Source organism: Nitratireductor pacificus pht-3B (assembly GCF_000300335.1).
Classification (GTDB): Bacteria; Pseudomonadota; Alphaproteobacteria; order Rhizobiales; family Rhizobiaceae; genus Nitratireductor; species Nitratireductor pacificus.
Map to the genome: position 1 here is coordinate 222,537 of NZ_AMRM01000002.1, position 17,898 is coordinate 240,434.

Annotated in this window: 19 protein-coding genes; 11 read left to right on the forward strand and 8 right to left on the reverse strand. The window is 64.0% G+C overall.

Going from position 1 to position 17,898, the window contains the following annotated elements; genetic code table 11:
• Nucleotides 1-6 precede the first annotated feature (6 nt).
• Nucleotides 7-468, forward strand: coding sequence for a PTS sugar transporter subunit IIA (locus NA2_RS02505; protein ID WP_008593813.1), 462 nt, complete (start codon nt 7-9; stop codon nt 466-468).
• A gap of 24 nt (nt 469-492) precedes the next feature.
• The gene (locus NA2_RS02510; RefSeq protein WP_008593815.1) at nt 493-780 is read left to right on the forward strand and encodes a PTS sugar transporter subunit IIB; all 288 of its coding nucleotides are present in this window, start codon (nt 493-495) and stop codon (nt 778-780) included.
• An 8-nt stretch (nt 781-788) separates the two neighbouring features.
• On the opposite strand, the gene NA2_RS02515 is transcribed toward NA2_RS02510, so the two are convergent.
• Nucleotides 789-1,193, reverse strand: coding sequence for a VOC family protein (locus NA2_RS02515; protein WP_008593817.1), 405 nt, complete (start codon nt 1,191-1,193; stop codon nt 789-791).
• Between the two features lie 159 nt (nt 1,194-1,352).
• The gene (locus NA2_RS02520; RefSeq protein ID WP_040676560.1) at nt 1,353-1,865 is read right to left on the reverse strand and encodes a DUF2938 domain-containing protein; all 513 of its coding nucleotides are present in this window, start codon (nt 1,863-1,865) and stop codon (nt 1,353-1,355) included.
• A gap of 85 nt (nt 1,866-1,950) precedes the next feature.
• Here NA2_RS02520 and NA2_RS02525 point away from each other — a divergent pair, with 85 nt between their 5' ends.
• Nucleotides 1,951-2,610, forward strand: coding sequence for an ArsR/SmtB family transcription factor (locus NA2_RS02525; RefSeq protein WP_008593821.1), 660 nt, complete (start codon nt 1,951-1,953; stop codon nt 2,608-2,610).
• 72 nt (nt 2,611-2,682) lie between these two features.
• On the opposite strand, the gene NA2_RS02530 is transcribed toward NA2_RS02525, so the two are convergent.
• Nucleotides 2,683-3,600, reverse strand: coding sequence for a LysR substrate-binding domain-containing protein (locus NA2_RS02530; RefSeq protein WP_008593823.1), 918 nt, complete (start codon nt 3,598-3,600; stop codon nt 2,683-2,685).
• 110 nt (nt 3,601-3,710) lie between these two features.
• On the opposite strand from NA2_RS02530, the gene NA2_RS02535 reads away from it, so the two are divergent.
• From NA2_RS02535 to NA2_RS02545, 3 genes are all read left to right on the forward strand, one after another.
• Complete coding sequence (locus NA2_RS02535) at nt 3,711-4,652, forward strand: TAXI family TRAP transporter solute-binding subunit (protein ID WP_008593825.1); 942 nt, start codon at nt 3,711-3,713, stop codon at nt 4,650-4,652.
• Between the two features lie 102 nt (nt 4,653-4,754).
• Entirely contained in the window at nt 4,755-6,656 is a 1,902-nt protein-coding gene (locus tag NA2_RS02540) for a TRAP transporter permease (protein WP_008593826.1), read from the forward strand.
• Nucleotides 6,653-7,579 (forward strand): polysaccharide deacetylase family protein, encoded by a 927-nt coding sequence (locus NA2_RS02545; protein WP_008593829.1) that lies wholly within the window; start codon nt 6,653-6,655, stop codon nt 7,577-7,579. The genes NA2_RS02540 and NA2_RS02545 overlap by 4 nt, the downstream gene beginning before the upstream one ends.
• A gap of 14 nt (nt 7,580-7,593) precedes the next feature.
• On the opposite strand, the gene NA2_RS02550 is transcribed toward NA2_RS02545, so the two are convergent.
• The 4 genes from NA2_RS02550 to NA2_RS02565 form a co-directional block, all read right to left on the reverse strand.
• Nucleotides 7,594-8,226, reverse strand: coding sequence for an HAD family hydrolase (locus NA2_RS02550; RefSeq protein ID WP_008593831.1), 633 nt, complete (start codon nt 8,224-8,226; stop codon nt 7,594-7,596).
• Nucleotides 8,223-9,707, reverse strand: coding sequence for an FGGY-family carbohydrate kinase (locus tag NA2_RS02555; RefSeq protein ID WP_008593833.1), 1,485 nt, complete (start codon nt 9,705-9,707; stop codon nt 8,223-8,225). Before NA2_RS02555 ends, NA2_RS02550 begins: the two co-directional genes overlap by 4 nt.
• A 191-nt stretch (nt 9,708-9,898) precedes the next feature.
• The gene (locus NA2_RS02560) at nt 9,899-10,699 is read right to left on the reverse strand and encodes a BtpA family protein (protein WP_008593835.1); all 801 of its coding nucleotides are present in this window, start codon (nt 10,697-10,699) and stop codon (nt 9,899-9,901) included.
• A 36-nt stretch (nt 10,700-10,735) separates the two neighbouring features.
• Nucleotides 10,736-11,557, reverse strand: a complete 822-nt coding sequence (locus tag NA2_RS02565) for a DeoR/GlpR family DNA-binding transcription regulator (protein WP_040676567.1) — start codon at nt 11,555-11,557, stop codon at nt 10,736-10,738.
• 117 nt (nt 11,558-11,674) lie between these two features.
• On the opposite strand from NA2_RS02565, the gene NA2_RS02570 reads away from it, so the two are divergent.
• The 5 genes from NA2_RS02570 (at nt 11,675) to NA2_RS02590 (ending at nt 16,885) form a co-directional block, all read left to right on the forward strand.
• A complete protein-coding gene (locus NA2_RS02570) occupies nt 11,675-12,475 on the forward strand; it encodes an SDR family NAD(P)-dependent oxidoreductase (RefSeq protein WP_008593838.1) in 801 nt (266 codons plus the stop codon).
• 100 nt (nt 12,476-12,575) lie between these two features.
• A complete protein-coding gene (locus tag NA2_RS02575) occupies nt 12,576-13,691 on the forward strand; it encodes an ABC transporter ATP-binding protein (protein WP_008593839.1) in 1,116 nt (371 codons plus the stop codon).
• 5 nt (nt 13,692-13,696) lie between these two features.
• Entirely contained in the window at nt 13,697-14,494 is a 798-nt protein-coding gene (locus NA2_RS02580; RefSeq protein ID WP_008593841.1) for a carbohydrate ABC transporter permease, read from the forward strand.
• Nucleotides 14,495-14,553: 59 nt separating this feature from the next.
• Nucleotides 14,554-15,840, forward strand: coding sequence for an ABC transporter substrate-binding protein (locus NA2_RS02585; protein ID WP_008593843.1), 1,287 nt, complete (start codon nt 14,554-14,556; stop codon nt 15,838-15,840).
• Nucleotides 15,841-16,027: 187 nt separating this feature from the next.
• A complete protein-coding gene (locus NA2_RS02590; protein WP_008593845.1) occupies nt 16,028-16,885 on the forward strand; it encodes a carbohydrate ABC transporter permease in 858 nt (285 codons plus the stop codon).
• 100 nt (nt 16,886-16,985) lie between these two features.
• On the opposite strand, the gene gcvA is transcribed toward NA2_RS02590, so the two are convergent.
• Nucleotides 16,986-17,870 carry a transcriptional regulator GcvA gene (gene gcvA / locus NA2_RS02595; protein ID WP_008593847.1) on the reverse strand — a complete coding sequence of 295 codons (885 nt, stop codon included), beginning with the start codon at nt 17,868-17,870 and terminating at the stop codon, nt 16,986-16,988.
• Nucleotides 17,871-17,898 lie beyond the last annotated feature (28 nt).

Sequence of the window (17,898 nt, forward strand, 5' to 3'; positions counted from 1 at the left end):
TCATTGATGACACAGAGACTCTTCACGCAGATCGATCCCGGGGCGATTGTCCTCGGGGTCGAAGCCGGCGACCGCGAAACGGTCATCCGCCTCCTGGCGGACCGCCTGCTGAGCGGCGGCTATGTAAAGGACAGTTTCGCGGATGCCGTGATCGCGCGGGAAGCGGCGATGCCGACGGGCCTGCCGCTCGGCCGCGCCGTCAATGTGGCGGTGCCGCACACCGATCCCGAGCATGTGCTGAAGCCCGGTATCGCCCTGGCGACGCTTGCAACGCCGGTCGCATTCGCCAATATGGAGGACCCGGACGAGGCGGTCGAGGTCGGTCTGGTCTTCCTGATGGCGCTGAACGACAAGGATCGTCAGATCGAGATGCTGCAGCAGATCATGGCAACGATCCAGGATGAGGCGGCCGTCATGGGCCTGATGCAGGCTGCGTCGCTGGACGACGTGGCGGCGATACTGAAATAATGGCGTGCTGAGCGGGAGAAACGCATGAGCATCAAGAAACGCGTCCTGTTTGCCTGCGGAACCGGCATCGCCACGTCGACCGTGGTGTCGCATGCCGTGGTCGAGGCCATGAAGGAGCGCGGCATCGACATCGATCCGCGCCAGTGCAAGGCGACGGAGGTTCGCAGCGAACTGGGCGGCATGGATCTCATCGTCTCGACGACTCAATTGCCGTCGGAGCTGCCCGTGCCGTCGATTGTCACGCTGGCGTTCCTCACCGGCATGGGCAAGGCCGAGGCGCTCGACAAGATCGAGGCTGCGCTGCGCGCCTGAGCCGCTGCTCAGGCCGTTTCGTTGAAGCGGAAGAACTCCACCGAATAGCCGCCCGGGTCGCGCATCAGAAAGGCGTTGACCAGTTCGTTGGTCGTGCGGTCCGGGTTCAGGGGCTTGATGAACTCCGCGCCGCCAGCCTTCGCCCGCGCATACCACGCCTCCAGTTCGCTTGTCTCGATGCTCAGCATCACGCCTCCGGCGTGCCCCGCCTTGTGATGGCCCCGGGCCTCGTCGATCAGGCCGACCTGCGCATGATCGGCGAGGCGAAAGAACTTGACCCATCCCTTGTCGAAGGTTTTCTCGAACCCGAGCACGGTGCCGTAGAACCGCTCGGCGGCATCCATGTCCGCATAGTAGAAGAAGGTGATCTGTCCCTCGGTGGACGGAATCGCGGTTCTCGTTGCGTCGCTCAAGAATGCCTCCCTGCAGTGCCCGTGCGTCGATGAGTGTCTGCTGCGCTTATGCGCCAGATGCTATCATTTGATCAAGAAGAGCTTGCGCCATGCCGGGCAAATCCCTTCGGGCACGGGTGTATGTCGTCGGCTGAGGGAGGCGCCGCCTTGCTCACGCGCTCAGCCTGCCGGAGACGGCATGAGCCACGCGACGAGCAGTGCGGCGAGATAGAGGCCGATGCCGAAGGAGGCGTGGGCGACGAGGCTGCGCCGCCGCGCGACATTCGGTTGCGGCGTCTTCGAGGCGAAGATCCCGGCGCCAAGCGCCGGCTGCAGGATCAGGAACGGCGCGGCCACCGTCACAAGGCCGGTGGCGAGCGCGGGCAGGAGGGTCGGGTTGCGCGCCCAGCCGAGCCCGGTGAGGGCGATGAGCGCCGCCGCGAAGACGATGCCGATCGCATAATGAGCGCCCCAACCCAAGGCAGCCTCGCCCCGGACAGGTGCGGTGGCGCCGATCGGATTGTGGGTGAGGCGTCCCTTTGGCAGATGCCCGATCCAGCGGCCGACCATAGCGTAGTTCAGGGGGACGATGCCGAACAGGCGCTGCTGAAGCGCCGCCCAGATGTCCATGACCAGCGTGGCGCCGGCGCCGATCAGCGCAGCCCGCACGACAAACTCCATTCCTTCATTCATCCGCCGGCAGTCCTTCAGGTTCGGGTCAAAGAATTTAACATTCAACATATTGATTGATTAATGTTGGAATGCTAGCCTTCTGTCAATGACCGAGATCGACCCACAGGCGCAGATATTCACCGAGTTTGCCGAACTGGCGCGGACGCTGGGCAACCCGCACCGGCTGGCGCTCCTTGAGCATGTGGCCCAGGGCGAGCGGGCGGTGGAGCGGCTTGCCGCCCTTTCCGGCCTGTCGCTGGCCAACGCATCGCAGCATTTGCAGCAGTTGCGCCGTGCCGGCTTCGTGGAAGCCCGCCGCGACGGGAAACGGGTGCTCTACCGGCTTGGCGACGGTCCGATCGAGGAACTGCTCGGGGCGTTGCGAAACTACGCCGAACACAACAGGGCCGAGATCCGCGCCCTCGTTGCCGGCGCGTTCAGCAGGGAGGGGCGGGTCGAAACCATCTCCCGCCAGGAACTGATCGCCCGGCTTGCGGAGGGCGCGGTAACGCTTCTCGATGTCCGCACCGAGGACGAGTTCGCGCTCGGCCACCTTCCCGGAGCGGTCAACATTCCCGCCGAGGAATTGCAGCGCCGGCTGAAGGAACTGCCGGACGATCAGGAGATCATCGCCTATTGCCGCGGACCCTATTGCCTGCTGTCCGTCGACGCGACGGCCGCGCTCATCGAGCGGGGCTATCGCGTACGGCGCCTCGAGGAAGGGTTCCCTGACTGGAAGGCCGCCGGCCTGCCGGTGGAGACCTGATTCGCCAGCCGTGTTGCGCCGTTCAGGCTCCGCGTCCGTAGCTGGGGAAAATGCGTAGGGCGGCTTCCACCATCATGGCGACCCGGGCAGGTGCCGATGGGCAGCCGAAGCGATGATCTCATCCAGCACCTGGCAGAATTTCGCCGTCGCGCGCGAAAACGGCCGGTTCCTGGGGGTCATCGTCACATAGTCGATCTCGACGCGTGGAATGATCGGCCGATGCGTGACATCGGGCATCGGAATCGCACCGACCGTCAGCTCATCAAGGATGGAAATCCCCATGTCCTGGCTCACCAGCGCGCAGGCGACAGACGCGTTCTGCGTTTCGGCGACGATGTTGGGCTGGACCGCGTGCTGCTCGAACAGGAGGTCGATCCGCTGGCGGGTCACGGAGGGTTTGCCGAGCGAGATGAACGGGTAACCGTCGAAATCGGCGGGCCGGATCGACTTGCGCGCGGCGAGCGGGTGATCGCGGCGCATGATGCAGACGCCCTGGACGCGCATCAGCGGGCGGATGGTGAGCTGATCGCTGCGCAGGTTGGCGGCGGTCACGCCGAGGTCGATCTCGCCTTCCTCGATGAGGTTGATGATGGACTGCGGCGTGCGGACCTCGAGCGTTGCGCCGATGCCGGGAAACCGCTCGAGGAATAATTTCAGGGCGACCGGCAAGACCGACATGGCGATGCTCGGCGCAGCGGAGATCCTGAGCGATCCCGCCCGGTTGTCGCGCACCCGATGGGCAAGGTCGGCGATCTGGTCGAGGCAGAGATAGTTCTGGTGGATCGCCCGGTAGAGCTCATGAGCCTCCGGTGTCGGACGCAGGCGATTGACCTCGCGATGGAACAGCTTGAAGCCGACTTCCCGTTCAAACTCGGAAAGGGTGCGGCTGGTCGTCGGCTGGGAGGTGTGCAGGGAGACGGCTGCCTGGCTCACCGAGCCGCAGGACATGACGGCGTGGAATGTTTCCAGATGGCGAAGACGGAACGACATGTGGTTCCTTTCAGGGTATATCAGAATTTCATAATAAGTACGAGAAACGAATATTTTACAATATGCCCCGGCATTCCCATAGTTGTCGCTGAAAACGAAAGGGGAAACCGATGAAAACCAGTATCGTCCTGTCAATGCTCGCTTCGCTTGCAGCCGCGTCGGGTCTGCCGGCTGTCGCCAATGCGGAGCCTCTGTCCTTCGTCACCGGTGGGCAGGGCGGCTCCTGGTACGGGATTGGCGCCGGTATGGCGGATGTCTTCGAGAAGGCCGGCGTCGATGTCTCGGTGGAGATCGGTGGCGGCATGTCGAACATCATCGCCGTCGGCCGCGGCGACAGCGAGATCGGCATGACCAATGGTTTTGCCGTGCCTATGGCGGCAAAGGGCGAGGCTCCCTTCGCCGAGCCTGTGGGAGGCGTCAAGGCGCTTGGCGTGTTCATGCTGAGCATCATCCAGGTGCCGGTGCTCGCAGACAGCGACGTTCGCGGATACGAGGACTTGAAGGGCAAGAAATTCTGTCTTCTGCCGCTCAGCGCCTCGTCGACAATCGCCTTCCAGAAGGTCTTCGCGGCCTTCGGCATGACCGAGGACGACGTCGATTTCTCACGCGGCAATCTCGGTTACTGCGTTTCCCAGATGAAGGACCGCAAGGTCATCGGCACCTCGGCGGCCACCGCCATGCCGGTAGGCTCGTTCAGCGAGCTGGCGGCCAGCGTTCCGGTGCGCTTCCTTGATGTGGATGATGCTGCGCTGAAACGCATCCAGGATGAGAACCCGGCATTCGTTCGCGTCTCGATGCCCGCCGATGTCTATCGCGGTGTTGGCGAAACGGTCGCGACCGTGGGCACGCAGGCCCTGCTGATCGCCAACGAGAACCTGCCCGAGGAAACGGCTTACACGCTGGTGAAGGCAATGGCCGAAAACCTCGAAGAGACCCGTGGCGTCCACAGCGGCATGGAAGACCTGTCGGTCGAGGGCATGGCGGCCGTGGCCGGCATGGAGCTCCATCCCGGAGCACTGCGCTATTATCGCGAGGTTGGCGCGGTGAAATAGCAGCAGCGGCTCAGACGACCCCTGCGAGGCGGGAAGGCAGCGGCGGCGCCATGGCCTTCCCGGAACCTCCTCACATCCATCGGCTCATCCCCGGATACTCCAATGACAGACATCATACGTGACCTGCGCGATGCGGGCTGGCGCGCCATCCTGGTGGTCTTTGCCCTGGCGATGTCGGCTTACCAGCTTGTGTTCGCCTGGCTCAGCTACCCGATCGGCGAGATCCATCGCCCGCTTCATCTCATGTTCGCCCTTTGCGTTCTCTTCTGCATCAGGCGCGGCGATCCGGCGACGCCGCGCGGACGGCTTGCGCAGAGCGTTTGGGATAGTGCGCTGGTCGCTGCCACGATGGCGGGCTGCGGCTATCTGATCCTCAACGCTTACAGCATCCAGGAGCGCATCCCCTACGTCACCGACATGACCTCGGCGGAGACATTCTTCGCGCTGTTGACGCTGTTCGTCGTGTTCGAGGCTGCACGGCGTGTCGTCGGCTGGGGGCTGGTGATCGTCGGCCTCGCCTTCGTCCTGTACGCTCTTTACGGCCACTTGCTGCCGGAGCCTCTCTACCACCGCCCCTATTCGCTCAGCCGGATCATGGAGAGCGTGTATCTGACCAAGGAAGGCCTGTGGAACACGCCGCTCGGCGTCTCAGCGAACTACATCTTCATCTTCGTGCTTCTGGGCGCGTTGCTCCTGGCGACGGGCGCAGGCGCTTTCTTCACCGACATAGCCCAGCAGTTGACCGGGCGCATGGTCGGCGGCACCGCCAAGACGGCCGTGCTGTCGAGCAGCTTCATGGGCATGCTGCAGGGGAGTTCCGTCTCCAATGTCGTGACGACTGGCAGCTTCACGATCCCGGCCATGCGGCGCAGCGGCTACAGCCCAACCTTCGCGGCCGGCGTCGAGGCCGTTGCCTCCTCCGGCGGCCAGCTCACGCCGCCGATCCTCGGTTCAGCCGCCTTCCTGATGGTCGAGTTTATCGGCGTGCCCTATCTCGACGTCATCAAGGCCAGCATCATCCCCGCTGCTCTCTATTACCTCGCCGTGTTCATCATGGTCGATCTTGAGGCCCGGCGGCTGGCGTTGCAGGGCGTTACGACGACCGAAGGCAGGGTGTTCGAGCTGCTGCGCACGCAGGGCTACCTGATCCTGCCGCCGATCATCATGATGTGGTTCCTGTTCGATGGCTACACGCCGACGATGGCCGGCTTCTGGTCGGTGATATCGCTGATGGTGCTCACCTTCGTGCTCGATGCGGACAACCGGCGCAATTTCCTGCGCATCCTGTATCAGGCCGGCGTCGAGGCGCCCAAGCTGATCGGGCCGGTCGCTGTCGCCTGCGCCATTGGCGGCATCATCGCGGGCGTGACGCTGACCACGGGGCTCGGGCTGAAGATCAGCAAGATCATCCTCATGGTGTCGGGGGGCTCGCTGCCCATCGCCCTCAGCATGACGCTGCTCATCTCGATCATCCTCGGCATGGGGATGCCGACTTCGGGAGCCTATATCGTGCTTGCGGCACTTCTGGCGCCCGGCCTAATCGAGCTCGGCGTCGATCAACTGGCAGCGCATCTGTTCATCATCTTCGCCGCAGCCAGCGCCTCGATCACGCCGCCGGTCGCGATTGCCTCCTATGCCGCCGCTGCGGTGGCCAACTCCAATCCGTGGAACACCAGCCTCGTCGCGCTCAAGCTCGGCGTGTCCGTCTTCATCATCCCCTTCATGTTCGTCTACAGCGCACCGCTTCTGTGGAACGGCTCGCTGCTCGAGATCGCCTGGGCAACCGTGCCGGCGGCGGCCGGCATCGCCTGCCTGTCGATCGCGGTGATCGGGCATCTGCGCGGGCGGTTGAGGCCTTTCGAGCGGCTCGTTCTGCTCGTCGCCGCGCTGCTGTTCATCGTGCCGGAGTGGAAGACCACCTTGCTTGCCCTGCTGCTTGCAGGGCTGCCCGTCGCCACCTCGCTTGCCCGCGTCCGGAAAGCTTCAGGAGAGAATGCAGCATGACAGATATCATTTACGTCGCCGTCACGATGGATTGCGAGCCGCTGAGGGACCAGGGGATTCGCAATGCCAGCGGGCCGGTCACCTGGCGCGAAAGTGAGCTTTCCATTCGTGGCTACGACAGGATCGCCCGTGAGTACGGTTTCCCCGTCACCTATTTCCAGCATCCGGAAGTAGCTCTTGCCCATGCGGACCTGATGCGTGAGTTGGAACGGGGCGGGGCGTGCATCGATGGCCTGCACCTGCATCCCTGGAAGTTCGACCGCGAACGCTACAACGCCCATTTCGGTGGCCTGAGCGCCAGCGACCAGTGCGCGATCCTGTCCGAAGGGAGCGCGCTGTTCCGGCATGCCATGGGCAAGCGCCCGAAATATTTCCGCCCTGGCACGTTCTCGGCCAACGACGACACTTTCCGCATCCTGAGCGAACTGGGCTTCGTCGGCGGTTCCGTTTCCGCGCCTGAACGCAACTTCGTCAGCCTGAACGCGATCTGGAACGGCGCGCCGAGGGACCCGCACCGGCCGGACGCGAATTTCCGGCAGAGAATCGGGGCCCTGCCATTCGCCAATGTGCCGCTGACCAGCGACTTCTCCTCGCTCGGGGAGCTCAATGGCCGCGCATACTTCCGCGACCTGCGCCCCGACTATGACGATACGCCTGAGGGTTTCCGCCGCGTTGTCGCAAATGTCATAAGCCAGGTGCGTGAGCGCAAGCCGCTGCTGCCGGTGGTCAATATGGTCACCCACAACGACAATCCCTACTCGGACCCGGACAATCAGGTCACCCGGAACTACCGGACCATTCTCGAGGCCATACACGCCATATGCGAGGCTGCGGGCGTTGTCGTGAAAGGCGTTCAGTTTGATGACATCTGCACGCAGTTCTTCGCCACCGGCGTGGCGAGACCGGAGGCCGAGCTGGCATAGAGCTGGCCTGCCGTTCAGGCGAACCAGTCGAGCAGTTCATCAAGCCGGCGGATCTGGCGGTCGGCGCCTGGAAGAGCGCCGCCGTCGGGAACAAACCCGGCCGTGGACAGGCCGGCGGCGCGGGCCGCCGCCAGGCCCGTGCCGCTGTCTTCGACGGCGAGGACAGCCTGCGCCGGCACGCCGAGGCGCTGCGCCGCGAGGAGATATCCCTCCGGGGCCGGCTTTCCGTTGGTAAGATCGTCCAGCGAGATCGCGCCTGCGAGGAACGGAGCAATGCCGAGGCGCGCGATGTTCGCGTCCACGACAGCCCGTCCGGAATTTGAAACGCAGATCTGCGGCACGCCCAAGCCTGACAGCGTCTCGATGACCCGCCGAGCGTTCGGCATGGGCTCGAGCGAGGACGCCGCCTCGCAATAGAAGCGGTTGATCGCCGTCTGCCAGCGCTCCCGGGAGAGGGATGGCGGGTAGAGTGGCTGGAGGGCCGTCCAGACGTCGTTCATATGCACCCCGACGAACCGATCCTTCGGATCGCCGGAGAGATCCACGCCGTGGGCGGTGCTTGCCGCAAGCAGCGCCCGGTGATGCAGGGGTTCGCTGTCGATCAGCGTGCCGTCGATGTCCCAGGCCACCGCCAGAAGACCCTTCATTTGTGAAAGCCTTTCAGGCGCTTGTAGAGCGCGCGGTAGCGCCGGTAACCGTCCTCGTAGACATCGCGGTGTGCAATGTTCGGCGCGATCGGTTCTTCCCTCGTGGTGAAGGCGGTGATGCCGTCCCAGTCGGTCAATCCTGCGCCGACCGCTGCCGTCCAGGCGGCGCCAAGGCAGGAGCCGGGATGCCCGCCCAGCCGCTGGAGCGGCGCGTCAAGAACGTCCGCGACGATCTGCATCCACACCGTGCTCGCGGCGCCGCCATCCGAGACGGTGAAATTGGTCACCGAATGGCCGATGTCGCGCAGCACTTCTACGTGGTGCAGCAGTGCGTAGGCATAGGCCTCGAGCACCGCGCGCCACAGGTCGCCAAGCGTGTGGGAGAGGGTCAGGCCCTCGATGACCCCGCGTGCGTCGGGATCGTGGATCGGCGTCTTCTCGCCGAGAAAGTAGGGCAGCACGAGCAGGCCGTTGGCCCCGGCCGGGCTTTGCGCCGCCTGTGCGTCCAGCCAGGCATGCGGCGAACCGTCGGCGCCGACGCGGTCCTTGACGAAGGTGTCGACGAACCAGTTCAGCACCGAACCGCCGGTCGACATGCATCCATTCGGCATGAACAGGCCGGGCACGAGGTGATAGTCGAGATAAAGGCGCGGATCGGGAACCACGCGACGGGTCGCGGTAAGGATATCGACCGCCCCGCCGAACTTCAGCAGCACGTCGCCATCGCTGATCACGCCGGCACCCAGAGCGGATGCGACCATGTCGGCGGCGCCGCCGACGACGGGCGTGCCTTCGGCCAGCCCGGTTTCCTCCGCGGCTTCCGCCGTGACATGGCCGAGGATCTCGTGCGAGCGCACGAGGGGCGGCAGGAGCGCCGGGGGGATGCCGGTTGATGCCGCTAGGTCGGGCGCCAGCGCGTCGGCCGCGACATCCACCACGCCGGCCTCCAGCGCCCAGTTCTGCTCGATGGCCCGGACGCCCGTCAGGCGCCAGTTGATGTAGTCATAGGAGCCGAACACCGTTCGCGCGCGGGCGTGGTTTTCGGGCTCTTGTTCGGCGATCCAGCGCAGCTTCGCGCCGACCAGCTGCTGGTTGATGCCGTTGCCCGCGCGGGACAGGAAGGCGCTCTCGTCGATCTCGCGGCGCATCTGCGCCACCTGCTGGCCGCAACGGCCATCGCTCTGCTGTATCGATGGGCGGACGAGATCGCCATTCTCGTCGAGCAGGACCACTGCCGGCAGCATGCCGGACACGCCGATGGCGGCGATTTCCGTGGCCTTGCGCCCTGACTCAGCCAGAAGGTCCGGCACGATGGCGGAAACGTTCTGCCACCATTGCTGCGGGTCTTCTTCCGCCCAGCCGGGGCGAGGCGAGGAGAGCCTGACCGGCCGGCTCGCCGTGGCGAGGACGCGATCGGGGAGTTCGATCAGGATGCCAATCGTCGAGGTTGTACCGATATCAAGCCCGAGTATGAGGGACATGCGTTTCCTTCCGGGTTCGCGCCTGCTTCAGCCGCCGTCGGGCATGGGAAGGAGGGGCGGGCGGGTGAACTAATACGGGTCCAGGCCGAAGCCTGGACTCGCCGTCTTGTTGAGACCTCAAGAGGTCCAAAGTGTTTCGCGGTAAGGTGAAATCACCGCGCGTCCGCGAAAACGTCGATGGCAGGCGCGGATCAGCGCAGCCCCTCGACCTTCTCCATGAAGCGGTTCACCCGGTCGGCATCGACGGCGTTCCAGGTGTTGCCGTCGACCTTGAAATGAGTGCCGATGATGCAGCCGTCCGCCACCGAGAAGATGTCGGCGATGTTGTCGATGTTCACGCCGGTATTGGCGAACACCGGCACATCCGGGAGCACCTCGGCCACCTTCCGCAGGTTCGATGCGTCGGCGGGCTGGCCGGTGATCGGGCCGGAAACGAGGATCGCGTCGGCGAGCGACGAGAAGACCGCGCTCTTGGCGCGCAGTTCGATCGGGCGCTGGTCGAGCGCATGGGCGAACTCGGCGTTGATGTTGAAGAACATCTTCATGTCGTCGCGGCGCAGATTGTGGCGCAGCCGCGATGCGCTGGCGCAGTCCGGCTCCCATATGCCCATGTCGGACGCGAACACGCCGGTGAATATCTCGCGTACGAAGCTCGCGCCGGTGACGGCGCCGATGGCGACCGAACTGACGGGATCCCAGAGATAGTTCACGCCGAAGGGAACCTTCAGCATCGGCTTGATCGCCTGGACGACGGCCGTCATCGCCGCGATGCTCTCGGGCGATCCCTTGAAGACATAGGGCCGGTCGTTCTCGTTGCCGAACATGATAGCGTCGACGCCGCCGGCCTGCAGCTTCTCGACATCGGCGGCAACGCCCTCGATCAGGCCGTCCAGGCCGCGGTCGGCATCGTAGAGGGGCGACCCTGGCAGTGCGCCGATATGCGCCATCGAGACCACGGCCTTGGATTTGTTGCCAAAGAAGTCAAAGATCATTCGTATCTCCTGCGAACTACAGACAAGAAAGGGACATCAGACCGCCGGAGCGATCTGCACATCGACCCGGGCCGCAGCCAGGGCCGATGCGATGTCGGAAGGGGGAGGGGCGTCGGTGATCAGCGTGTCGATGTCCTGGAAACCGCCGATGCGGACCAGCGACATCCGGCGGAACTTCGAAGAATCGCACAGGACCACGCGGTGCGCGGAGCGCTGCAGGTAGACCTGCTTCATCTGCGTGTCCTCGATTGAGTAATCGAACATGCCCTCGACCGTGAGGCCGGACAGGCCGATCAGCGCGACGTCGAAATAGAGCTGGCTGAACTGTTCCACCGCGATCGGACCCATCACGGAGCGCTCGTCTGGCCGCACCCGGCCGCCCGGGACATAGACCTCCAGATTGGTGGACGACATCTCCTCGGCGATGCGCAGACTGTTGGTGAAGACGCGGATATGCGCCAGGTCGCGCAGGCGCTGCGCCGTTAGGAACGTCGTGGTGCCGACATCCATCGCTATGGTGCGATGGCGCGAGACGATGGAGGCGGCGAGGTCGGCGATCCGGGTCTTCGCATCCTGATTGTGCCGCGAGCGGGCCTCGAAATTCGGCTCCACATCATCAAGCAGGCTGAGCGGTCCGCGCGACGGGGGAACCGCGCCGCCATGGACGCGCTCCAGAAGGCCGTCGCGCTCCAGCTCGGCCAGGTCGCGGCGCACCGTCATGTCCGAAACGCCGAACATGCGGGCGAGTTCGGTGACTGTGACCGCTCCGCCGTCATGCAGCCGCTCGAGGATTGCGGCCAGGCGCGCCTGAGCGTGCGGTCTTTCCTTCTCGATTGCCGATTTGCTGATGCTGGACATGGTTCCGACCGGTTTCTGCGGCTTGTTCACTTTCCTGCATAGACCGCACTTGCGACAAAATCAAACATGAATATCATAAGATTTGTTTGTTTTTGTTCATATGCGAAGGATGGTGTGATGAAACCGGATCAGTTGGCTGAGCAGAGCTACCCGGATCTGCGCGGCAAGCGGGCGCTTGTAACCGGCGGCGCGTCAGGCATTGGGCTGGCGATGGCGCGCGCGATGCATCTGCAGGGTATCGGCGTCGCGATCGCCGACCTCGACGGAGATGCGGCGGCGCAGGTCGCCGGCGGGCTGGGCGGGGATGCGATCGGCCTGCGCATGGATGTGCGCGACCGCGCCTCGGTCGAAGCGGCCACGGCGCAGGCGATCGAGCGTCTGGGCGGGCTGGAGATCATGATCGCCAATGCCGGCGTCTCTTCCATGCGTCCGGCGCTGGAACTGACGGATGACGACTGGAATTTCAACATGGACGTCAATGCCCGTGGTGTTTTCTACGCCAACCAAGCGGCGGCGCGGCACTTCGTGAAGGCCGGTACCGGCGTCATCGTGAATACGGCTTCACTGGCGGCCAAGGTCGGCGCACCGCTTCTGGCGCACTATTCGGCCAGCAAGTTCGCGGTGGTCGGCTGGACCCAGGCTCTGGCGCGGGAACTGGCGCCCAGGGGGATCCGCGTCAATGCGGTCTGCCCGGGCTTTGTACGCACCTCGATGCAGGAGCGTGAGGTGGCATGGGAGGCGGAGCTGCGCGGGATGACGCCCGACGAGGTGCGCGCCGACTATATTGGCCAGACGCCTCTTGGCCGGCTGGAAACCGCCGAGGACGTGGCCGGCGTCGCCGTTTTCCTGTGCTCCGGTGCCGCCCGTTTTATGACGGGTCAGGCAATCAACGTAACCGGTGGTGTGTACACGACGTAGCGTTTCGGATTATTCGAACAGAAAAATGTTTGAATTTTCTCTTGATAAGTTCTGAAATGTTCGTCTAGGCTAACCCTCCCAGCCAACAACGGACCCGCATATGGCCAGCATTACCCTCGAAAACGTCAGCAAGGACTACGGCTCCGGCGTTGTCGGGGTGAGGGACATGAATCTGACGATCGAGGATGGGGAGTTCATGATCTTCCTCGGTCCGTCCGGCTGCGGCAAGTCCACGACGCTGCGTATGATTGCCGGTCTGGAGGACATCAGCACCGGCAGGTTGCGCATCGGCGAGCGCGACGTGACGCGCGCCGCGCCGCGCGAGCGCAACGTGGCCGTGGTCTTTCAGAGCTACGCGCTCTATCCGCATATGAGCGTCCGGCAGAACATGGAGTTCGGCCTCAAGATGCGCGGCATGGCCCCGGCCGACCGGGCGGCCCGCATCGAAGCGGCCGCCGACATTCTGGGTCTCCAGCCCTATCTCAACCGGCGTCCCGCCGCCCTGTCCGGAGGGCAGCGGCAGCGCGTGGCGCTGGGCCGGGCGATGGTGCGCGAGCCGGACGTTTTCCTGATGGATGAGCCGCTGTCCAATCTGGACGCCAAGCTGCGCGCCGAGATGCGCCTCGAGCTGATCAAGCTGCATCGCCGGCTGGGGCGCACCACGGTGTTTGTCACACATGACCAGGTCGAGGCGATGACCATGGGCGACCGGATCTGCATCATGCGCGACGGCAATCTGGTGCAGGTGGGCAAGCCGCTCGAGGTCTATGCAAACCCGGTCGATACCTTTGTCGCGCAGTTTCTCGCCTCACCGCAGATGAACCTTGTTGAGGCGCGGTTGAACGGCAATGCCGGGGCGATCGAGCTGACGAGCGACATCCTCTCTTTCACGCTTCCCCGGTTTCTGCACGCCGCGTTCGCAAAGGCGCTGGGCCGCGCGGTCATCTTCGGCCTGCGCCCGGAAGACATTCACGCCGAGCCGAGGCCCGGAGCCGTTCCCTTCGAGGCGTCCGTCGTCGCCATCGAGGCGCTGGGCATGGAGAACATCGCCATTCTCGCCCTTGACCAGAGCGGCAAGCGCGAGCTCTCGGCGCGGCTGGGGCGTGATTTCAGCGCCTCCATTGGCGACCGGCTGACCTTTTACGCCGATGTCGCCCGCATGCATCTGTTCGATGCCGAAACGACGCGGGCCTTTCCGCGCGGCCGGATGGAATAGACGCCATGCTGCGTGTTCTGAGCCATCTCGGCCTTTGCCTCGCATGCCTGATCGTCCTGCTGCCGATCCTCTGGGTCTTGCGCACCAGTCTCGTGCCGGAAAGCCTGTCCTACAGCACGTCGATCCTGCCGGCCGTCACGTTCGAGAACTATGCGAGCCTGTTTGCGGACAACCGCTTCGGCACCAACTACATGAACTCGATCATCGTTGCTGCGGGCTCGGTCATTCTGGCGATGCCGCTGGCAGCGCCGACGGGTTACGCCTTTGCCCGGTTCCGCACCAGTGGCCGGGCCGGGCGCTTTGCTGTGCTTGCCACCCAGATGCTGCCGCCCGTCGCGCTCGCCCTGCCCATCTTCATGCTCTATCGCAGCCTCGGCCTGACGAACTCCCTGTTCGGCCTGACGCTCGTCTATACTGCCATCAATCTTCCCTTCCTGACATGGATCCTGATGGGCTTCTTCGAGGCTGTGCCGCGCGATCTCGAGGGCGCGGCGATGACCGATGGCGCGACGGCCTTCGGCGCATTCGTGCGCGTCGTGTTGCCGGTGGCCGCACCGGGCATTGCCGCCGCCGCCGTGCTGGGCTTCATCATTTCCTGGAACGAGTTCCTGTTCGCCCTGATCCTCGGCGGGCCGCGCACGGCGACCGTTCCCGTCGCGCTGGCGGCGCTCCAGACCTCGAACGGGGTGGAGATATCCAAGGTTTCGGCGGGTGTGTCGCTCGCCATCCTGCCGCTCATGCTCGCGTCCCGTTTCATCCAGAAATACCTGGTGCAGGGCCTGTCGTTCGGCAGCGTCAAATGACGTCACATCATCCGTAAATCCGGAAAGCCAAGCCGGAAAGCCAAGAAGGAGGAGAAAAAATGAGACAGACTGCAAAAAGGGGCCATCTCGCCGCCGGCGTCGCGCTGGTCGGCCTGCTGGCAGGAGCATCCGCCGCCATGGCGCAGGACATCACGCTGCATGCGTTGATGGAAGATGTGCCCGAAACACAGATCATCGAAAGCCTGCTGCCGGAGTTCGAGAAGGAAACCGGTATCAAGGTGGAATTCGAGAAGGTCGGCTATGGCGACATGCATGACAAGTTGGTGACCCAGCTCGTCAGCGGCGAGAGCTTTTACAACGTCCTGTCGGTCGATTTCCTGTGGGCGGGCGAGTTTCCGGCGGCAGGCTGGTTGACCGATCTGAAGCCGATGATCGACGAAAGCGGCTTCGACCTGAAGCCCTTCCTGCCCTCGATGATGGATCTTCTGGGCAGTGGCGGCGAGGCAGTGCCGATCCTTCCGATGTACAACTACTCCATGGGCCTGATCTACCGGACCGACCTGCTGCAGGACGAGAAGCTTGCCGCTCAGTACGAGAAGGAGATGGGTAAGGCACTCGCCCTGCCGGAAACGCTGGAGGACTACGTCGCGCTCGCCCGCTTCATGAAGGCCAATGCCGGCGTCAACGGCGCGGCGATGCAGGCGCAGCGCGGCGATCCCAACTCGATGGAGTTCTCCAACTACCTGTTCTCCGCCGGTGGCGCCTATCTGGACGACGAGCGCAAGGTGGTCCTGAACTCCGACGCGGCCCGCAGCGCGCTCGGCCTCTATGCGGACGCCGTCCAGAATGCGGCGCAGACCGGCGCTCTTTCGGCCACGCTCGACGACACGATGCGCCTGATGTGCAGCGGCGAGGCGTTCAGCATGATCACCTATTGGTGGATGCTGCCGCAGCTCGACGATGCCTCCAAATGTCCCGCCGTCGCCGGCAAGCTGGGGCTCGCGGTCATGCCGGGTGGCCATGGCGAAAGCGGTGGCTGGGGCTGGGGCATCCCCGCGAATGTGCCCGACGACGTTAAGAAGGCGGCATGGGCGTTCATCTCCTGGGTGCAGAGCAAGGAGATTTCCGTGAAGCGCGCCCTGCAGGGCCATGCGCCGGTGCGCGAGGACGTGTTCTCCGATCCGTCGGTCCAGGAGAAATATCCCTTCTACAAGCAGGGGCTCGACATCGTTGCCAGCGGAAAGTCCTTCCCGATCTTCACCTACACCGCGCAATACGAGGATGTTCTGGGCACCCAGCTCTCGCTGGCTGCCGGCGGCGAGCGCAGCGTGGAAGAGGCGATCGAAGCCGCTGCCAAGGGTCTTGAAGACCTGATGGCCAAGTAGGCATGACGAAGTGAACCGGGTCCCGGCCTTCGGGCTGGGACCCGCGCCCCAAGGCATTTTTTGCAGTCAGGCGGATTCGCCCGACGCCCGCACAATGCGGAAAAACATCGAGATAGACCCGTTCAGCGTTTCAGTGAAATGCTGAACGGGCCTGACGGAGAAGCAGCTCGTGAGAAATGGATCGCGCGTGACACGGACAGGCTGGGCTTTCGCGGCCCCGGGTCTCTCCGTTCTCGCCATCGTCATGGGCCTGCCGGTCCTTTACGCGGTGGTGATTTCCGTCTCATCGATGACGTTCCTGCGGCCGACGCTCCAGCCCTTCACGGGGCTGAGCAATTTCTTCGCCATCGCCGGCGAGGAGATCTTCTGGCACTCGCTTCTTCTGACGCTGCGCTATTCGGTGGTGACCGTCATCGGCGAGTTCATCATCGGGCTCGGGATCGCCCTGATGTTGCAGCGCACCCTCCGGCTGCGCCCCTTCTATTTCGCGATCCTGACCCTGCCGATGGCTATGTCGCCCGTCGCGGTGGCGCTGATCTGGCGAATGCTGCTGCAGCCTAATCTCGGCATCGTCAATCATCTGCTCAGTCAGCTAGGCATTCCCCCGGTGGACTGGCTGGGCTCCTCCAGCCTGGCGCTGTCGACGCTTGCCGGCATCGACATCTGGCAGCAGACGTCTTTTGTCGTGCTGCTCATGGCCGCGGGGCTGGCCTCTCTGCCGAAGGATCCCTACGAGGCGGCGCAGGTGGACGGTGCGAACGCCCTGCAGCAGTTCTGGTACATCACCCTGCCGATGCTGCGCCCCATCTCAGCGATCGCCATCGTCATCCAGCTCATCAACGAGTTCCGCACCTATGACCTGGTCTATGTCTTGACTAAGGGCGGACCCGGCACCTCGACGGAACTCCTGTCCTTCTTCGCCTACCGGCGGGCCTTTCAGGGACTGGCGGTTAATGAGGGCAACGCCGCGGCGTTGGTCCTGATGCTGATCATCCTCGGTATCACCGTCGTCTTCTTCGCCATGCTGGAGCGGCAGCGCGGTTGACCGTGCGACGGTCGGGTGCCTGAGCCATGGCGCTTGCAGTAGGGCCTCAGGTGACGAGGAGCAAATGGCGCGCGGGTCGCCAGCCCCCCCCCCCCCCACATCAATATGCTGTTTCTTCGAGAATCCAAGACCTGAACGCGGCGATCTTCGGTTGGATGTGGCTCGCTGCAGGATAGACGAGATAGTAAGCAAATTCATCGAGGAGGGCTGTATCTGCAAGCCGCATGAGGCGGCCCTCCTTAAGCTCCGTCTCAATCATTGCAGCGGGCAAAAGGCCTGCGCCTTGCCCACTTAGCACGGCTTTGAGGAGGAGACTCGAGTCGTCGAACGACGGACCGCGAGGCGCTGGGATGTTCTCAACGCCTTGCGCTTGGAACCAAAGATGCCAGCCCTTTCGCTCGGCATCGTGAATATGAGGCCAGTGGATCAAATCAGTAGCGGAGGTCGGCCTGCCTCTTTCGCCCACGAGCGAGGGGGCTGCCACCGGCACGATTTCCACCACAAGGACCCGGTGGCTATGGAGCCCCGGATATCGGCCGAGACCATGGCGGACCGCAACATCCACGCCGTCGCGGGAGAAATTCGCGAGGGCGCTGTTGGTGAGGACCCGCAGGTCAATGTCCGGGTGAGCGTCCTGAAATCGTTTCAGGCGCGGGACGAGCCACGTTGCGGCGAAGAAGGGTGTGACACTCACGGTCAGGGTCGTGTCCGTCGCGGTCGCGATGCGCTGTGTCGCCTCGGCCACCTGCCTGAACGCGTTGCGGACCGGAGGAAGGTAACTCTGCCCTGCTTCGGTCAGGAGGATGCCGCGATTGACGCGGTGAAACAATTTCGTGCCCAGATGCAGCTCCAGGGTCTTGAGCATCTGGCTGACCGCGCCCGGTGTCACGCACAATTCTGCAGCCGCATTCTTCACCGACAAATGTCGAGCGGTGGCCTCAAAGGCGCGCAACGCGTTGAGTGGCGGAAGATTGCCCAGAATCATTTAGATTTCCTAATGTGAAAGACGCAGA

Bases quoted from the DNA above. Each gene is read 5' to 3' on its own strand.
- NA2_RS02550 (WP_008593831.1), bottom strand. From the start codon at position 8,226: ATGAAGGGTCTTCTGGCGGTGGCCTGGGACATCGACGGCACGCTGATC.
- NA2_RS02510 (WP_008593815.1), top strand. From the start codon at position 493: ATGAGCATCAAGAAACGCGTCCTGTTTGCCTGCGGAACCGGCATCGCC.
- NA2_RS02555 (WP_008593833.1), bottom strand. From the start codon at position 9,707: ATGTCCCTCATACTCGGGCTTGATATCGGTACAACCTCGACGATTGGC.
- NA2_RS02580 (WP_008593841.1), top strand. From the start codon at position 13,697: ATGCTGCGTGTTCTGAGCCATCTCGGCCTTTGCCTCGCATGCCTGATC.
- NA2_RS02545 (WP_008593829.1), top strand. From the start codon at position 6,653: ATGACAGATATCATTTACGTCGCCGTCACGATGGATTGCGAGCCGCTG.
- NA2_RS02505 (WP_008593813.1), top strand. From the start codon at position 7: ATGACACAGAGACTCTTCACGCAGATCGATCCCGGGGCGATTGTCCTC.
- NA2_RS02585 (WP_008593843.1), top strand. From the start codon at position 14,554: ATGAGACAGACTGCAAAAAGGGGCCATCTCGCCGCCGGCGTCGCGCTG.
- NA2_RS02570 (WP_008593838.1), top strand. From the start codon at position 11,675: ATGAAACCGGATCAGTTGGCTGAGCAGAGCTACCCGGATCTGCGCGGC.
- NA2_RS02535 (WP_008593825.1), top strand. From the start codon at position 3,711: ATGAAAACCAGTATCGTCCTGTCAATGCTCGCTTCGCTTGCAGCCGCG.
- NA2_RS02520 (WP_040676560.1), bottom strand. From the start codon at position 1,865: ATGAATGAAGGAATGGAGTTTGTCGTGCGGGCTGCGCTGATCGGCGCC.
- NA2_RS02575 (WP_008593839.1), top strand. From the start codon at position 12,576: ATGGCCAGCATTACCCTCGAAAACGTCAGCAAGGACTACGGCTCCGGC.
- NA2_RS02565 (WP_040676567.1), bottom strand. From the start codon at position 11,557: ATGTCCAGCATCAGCAAATCGGCAATCGAGAAGGAAAGACCGCACGCT.
- NA2_RS02525 (WP_008593821.1), top strand. From the start codon at position 1,951: ATGACCGAGATCGACCCACAGGCGCAGATATTCACCGAGTTTGCCGAA.
- NA2_RS02530 (WP_008593823.1), bottom strand. From the start codon at position 3,600: ATGTCGTTCCGTCTTCGCCATCTGGAAACATTCCACGCCGTCATGTCC.
- gcvA (WP_008593847.1), bottom strand. From the start codon at position 17,870: ATGATTCTGGGCAATCTTCCGCCACTCAACGCGTTGCGCGCCTTTGAG.
- NA2_RS02540 (WP_008593826.1), top strand. From the start codon at position 4,755: ATGACAGACATCATACGTGACCTGCGCGATGCGGGCTGGCGCGCCATC.
- NA2_RS02560 (WP_008593835.1), bottom strand. From the start codon at position 10,699: ATGATCTTTGACTTCTTTGGCAACAAATCCAAGGCCGTGGTCTCGATG.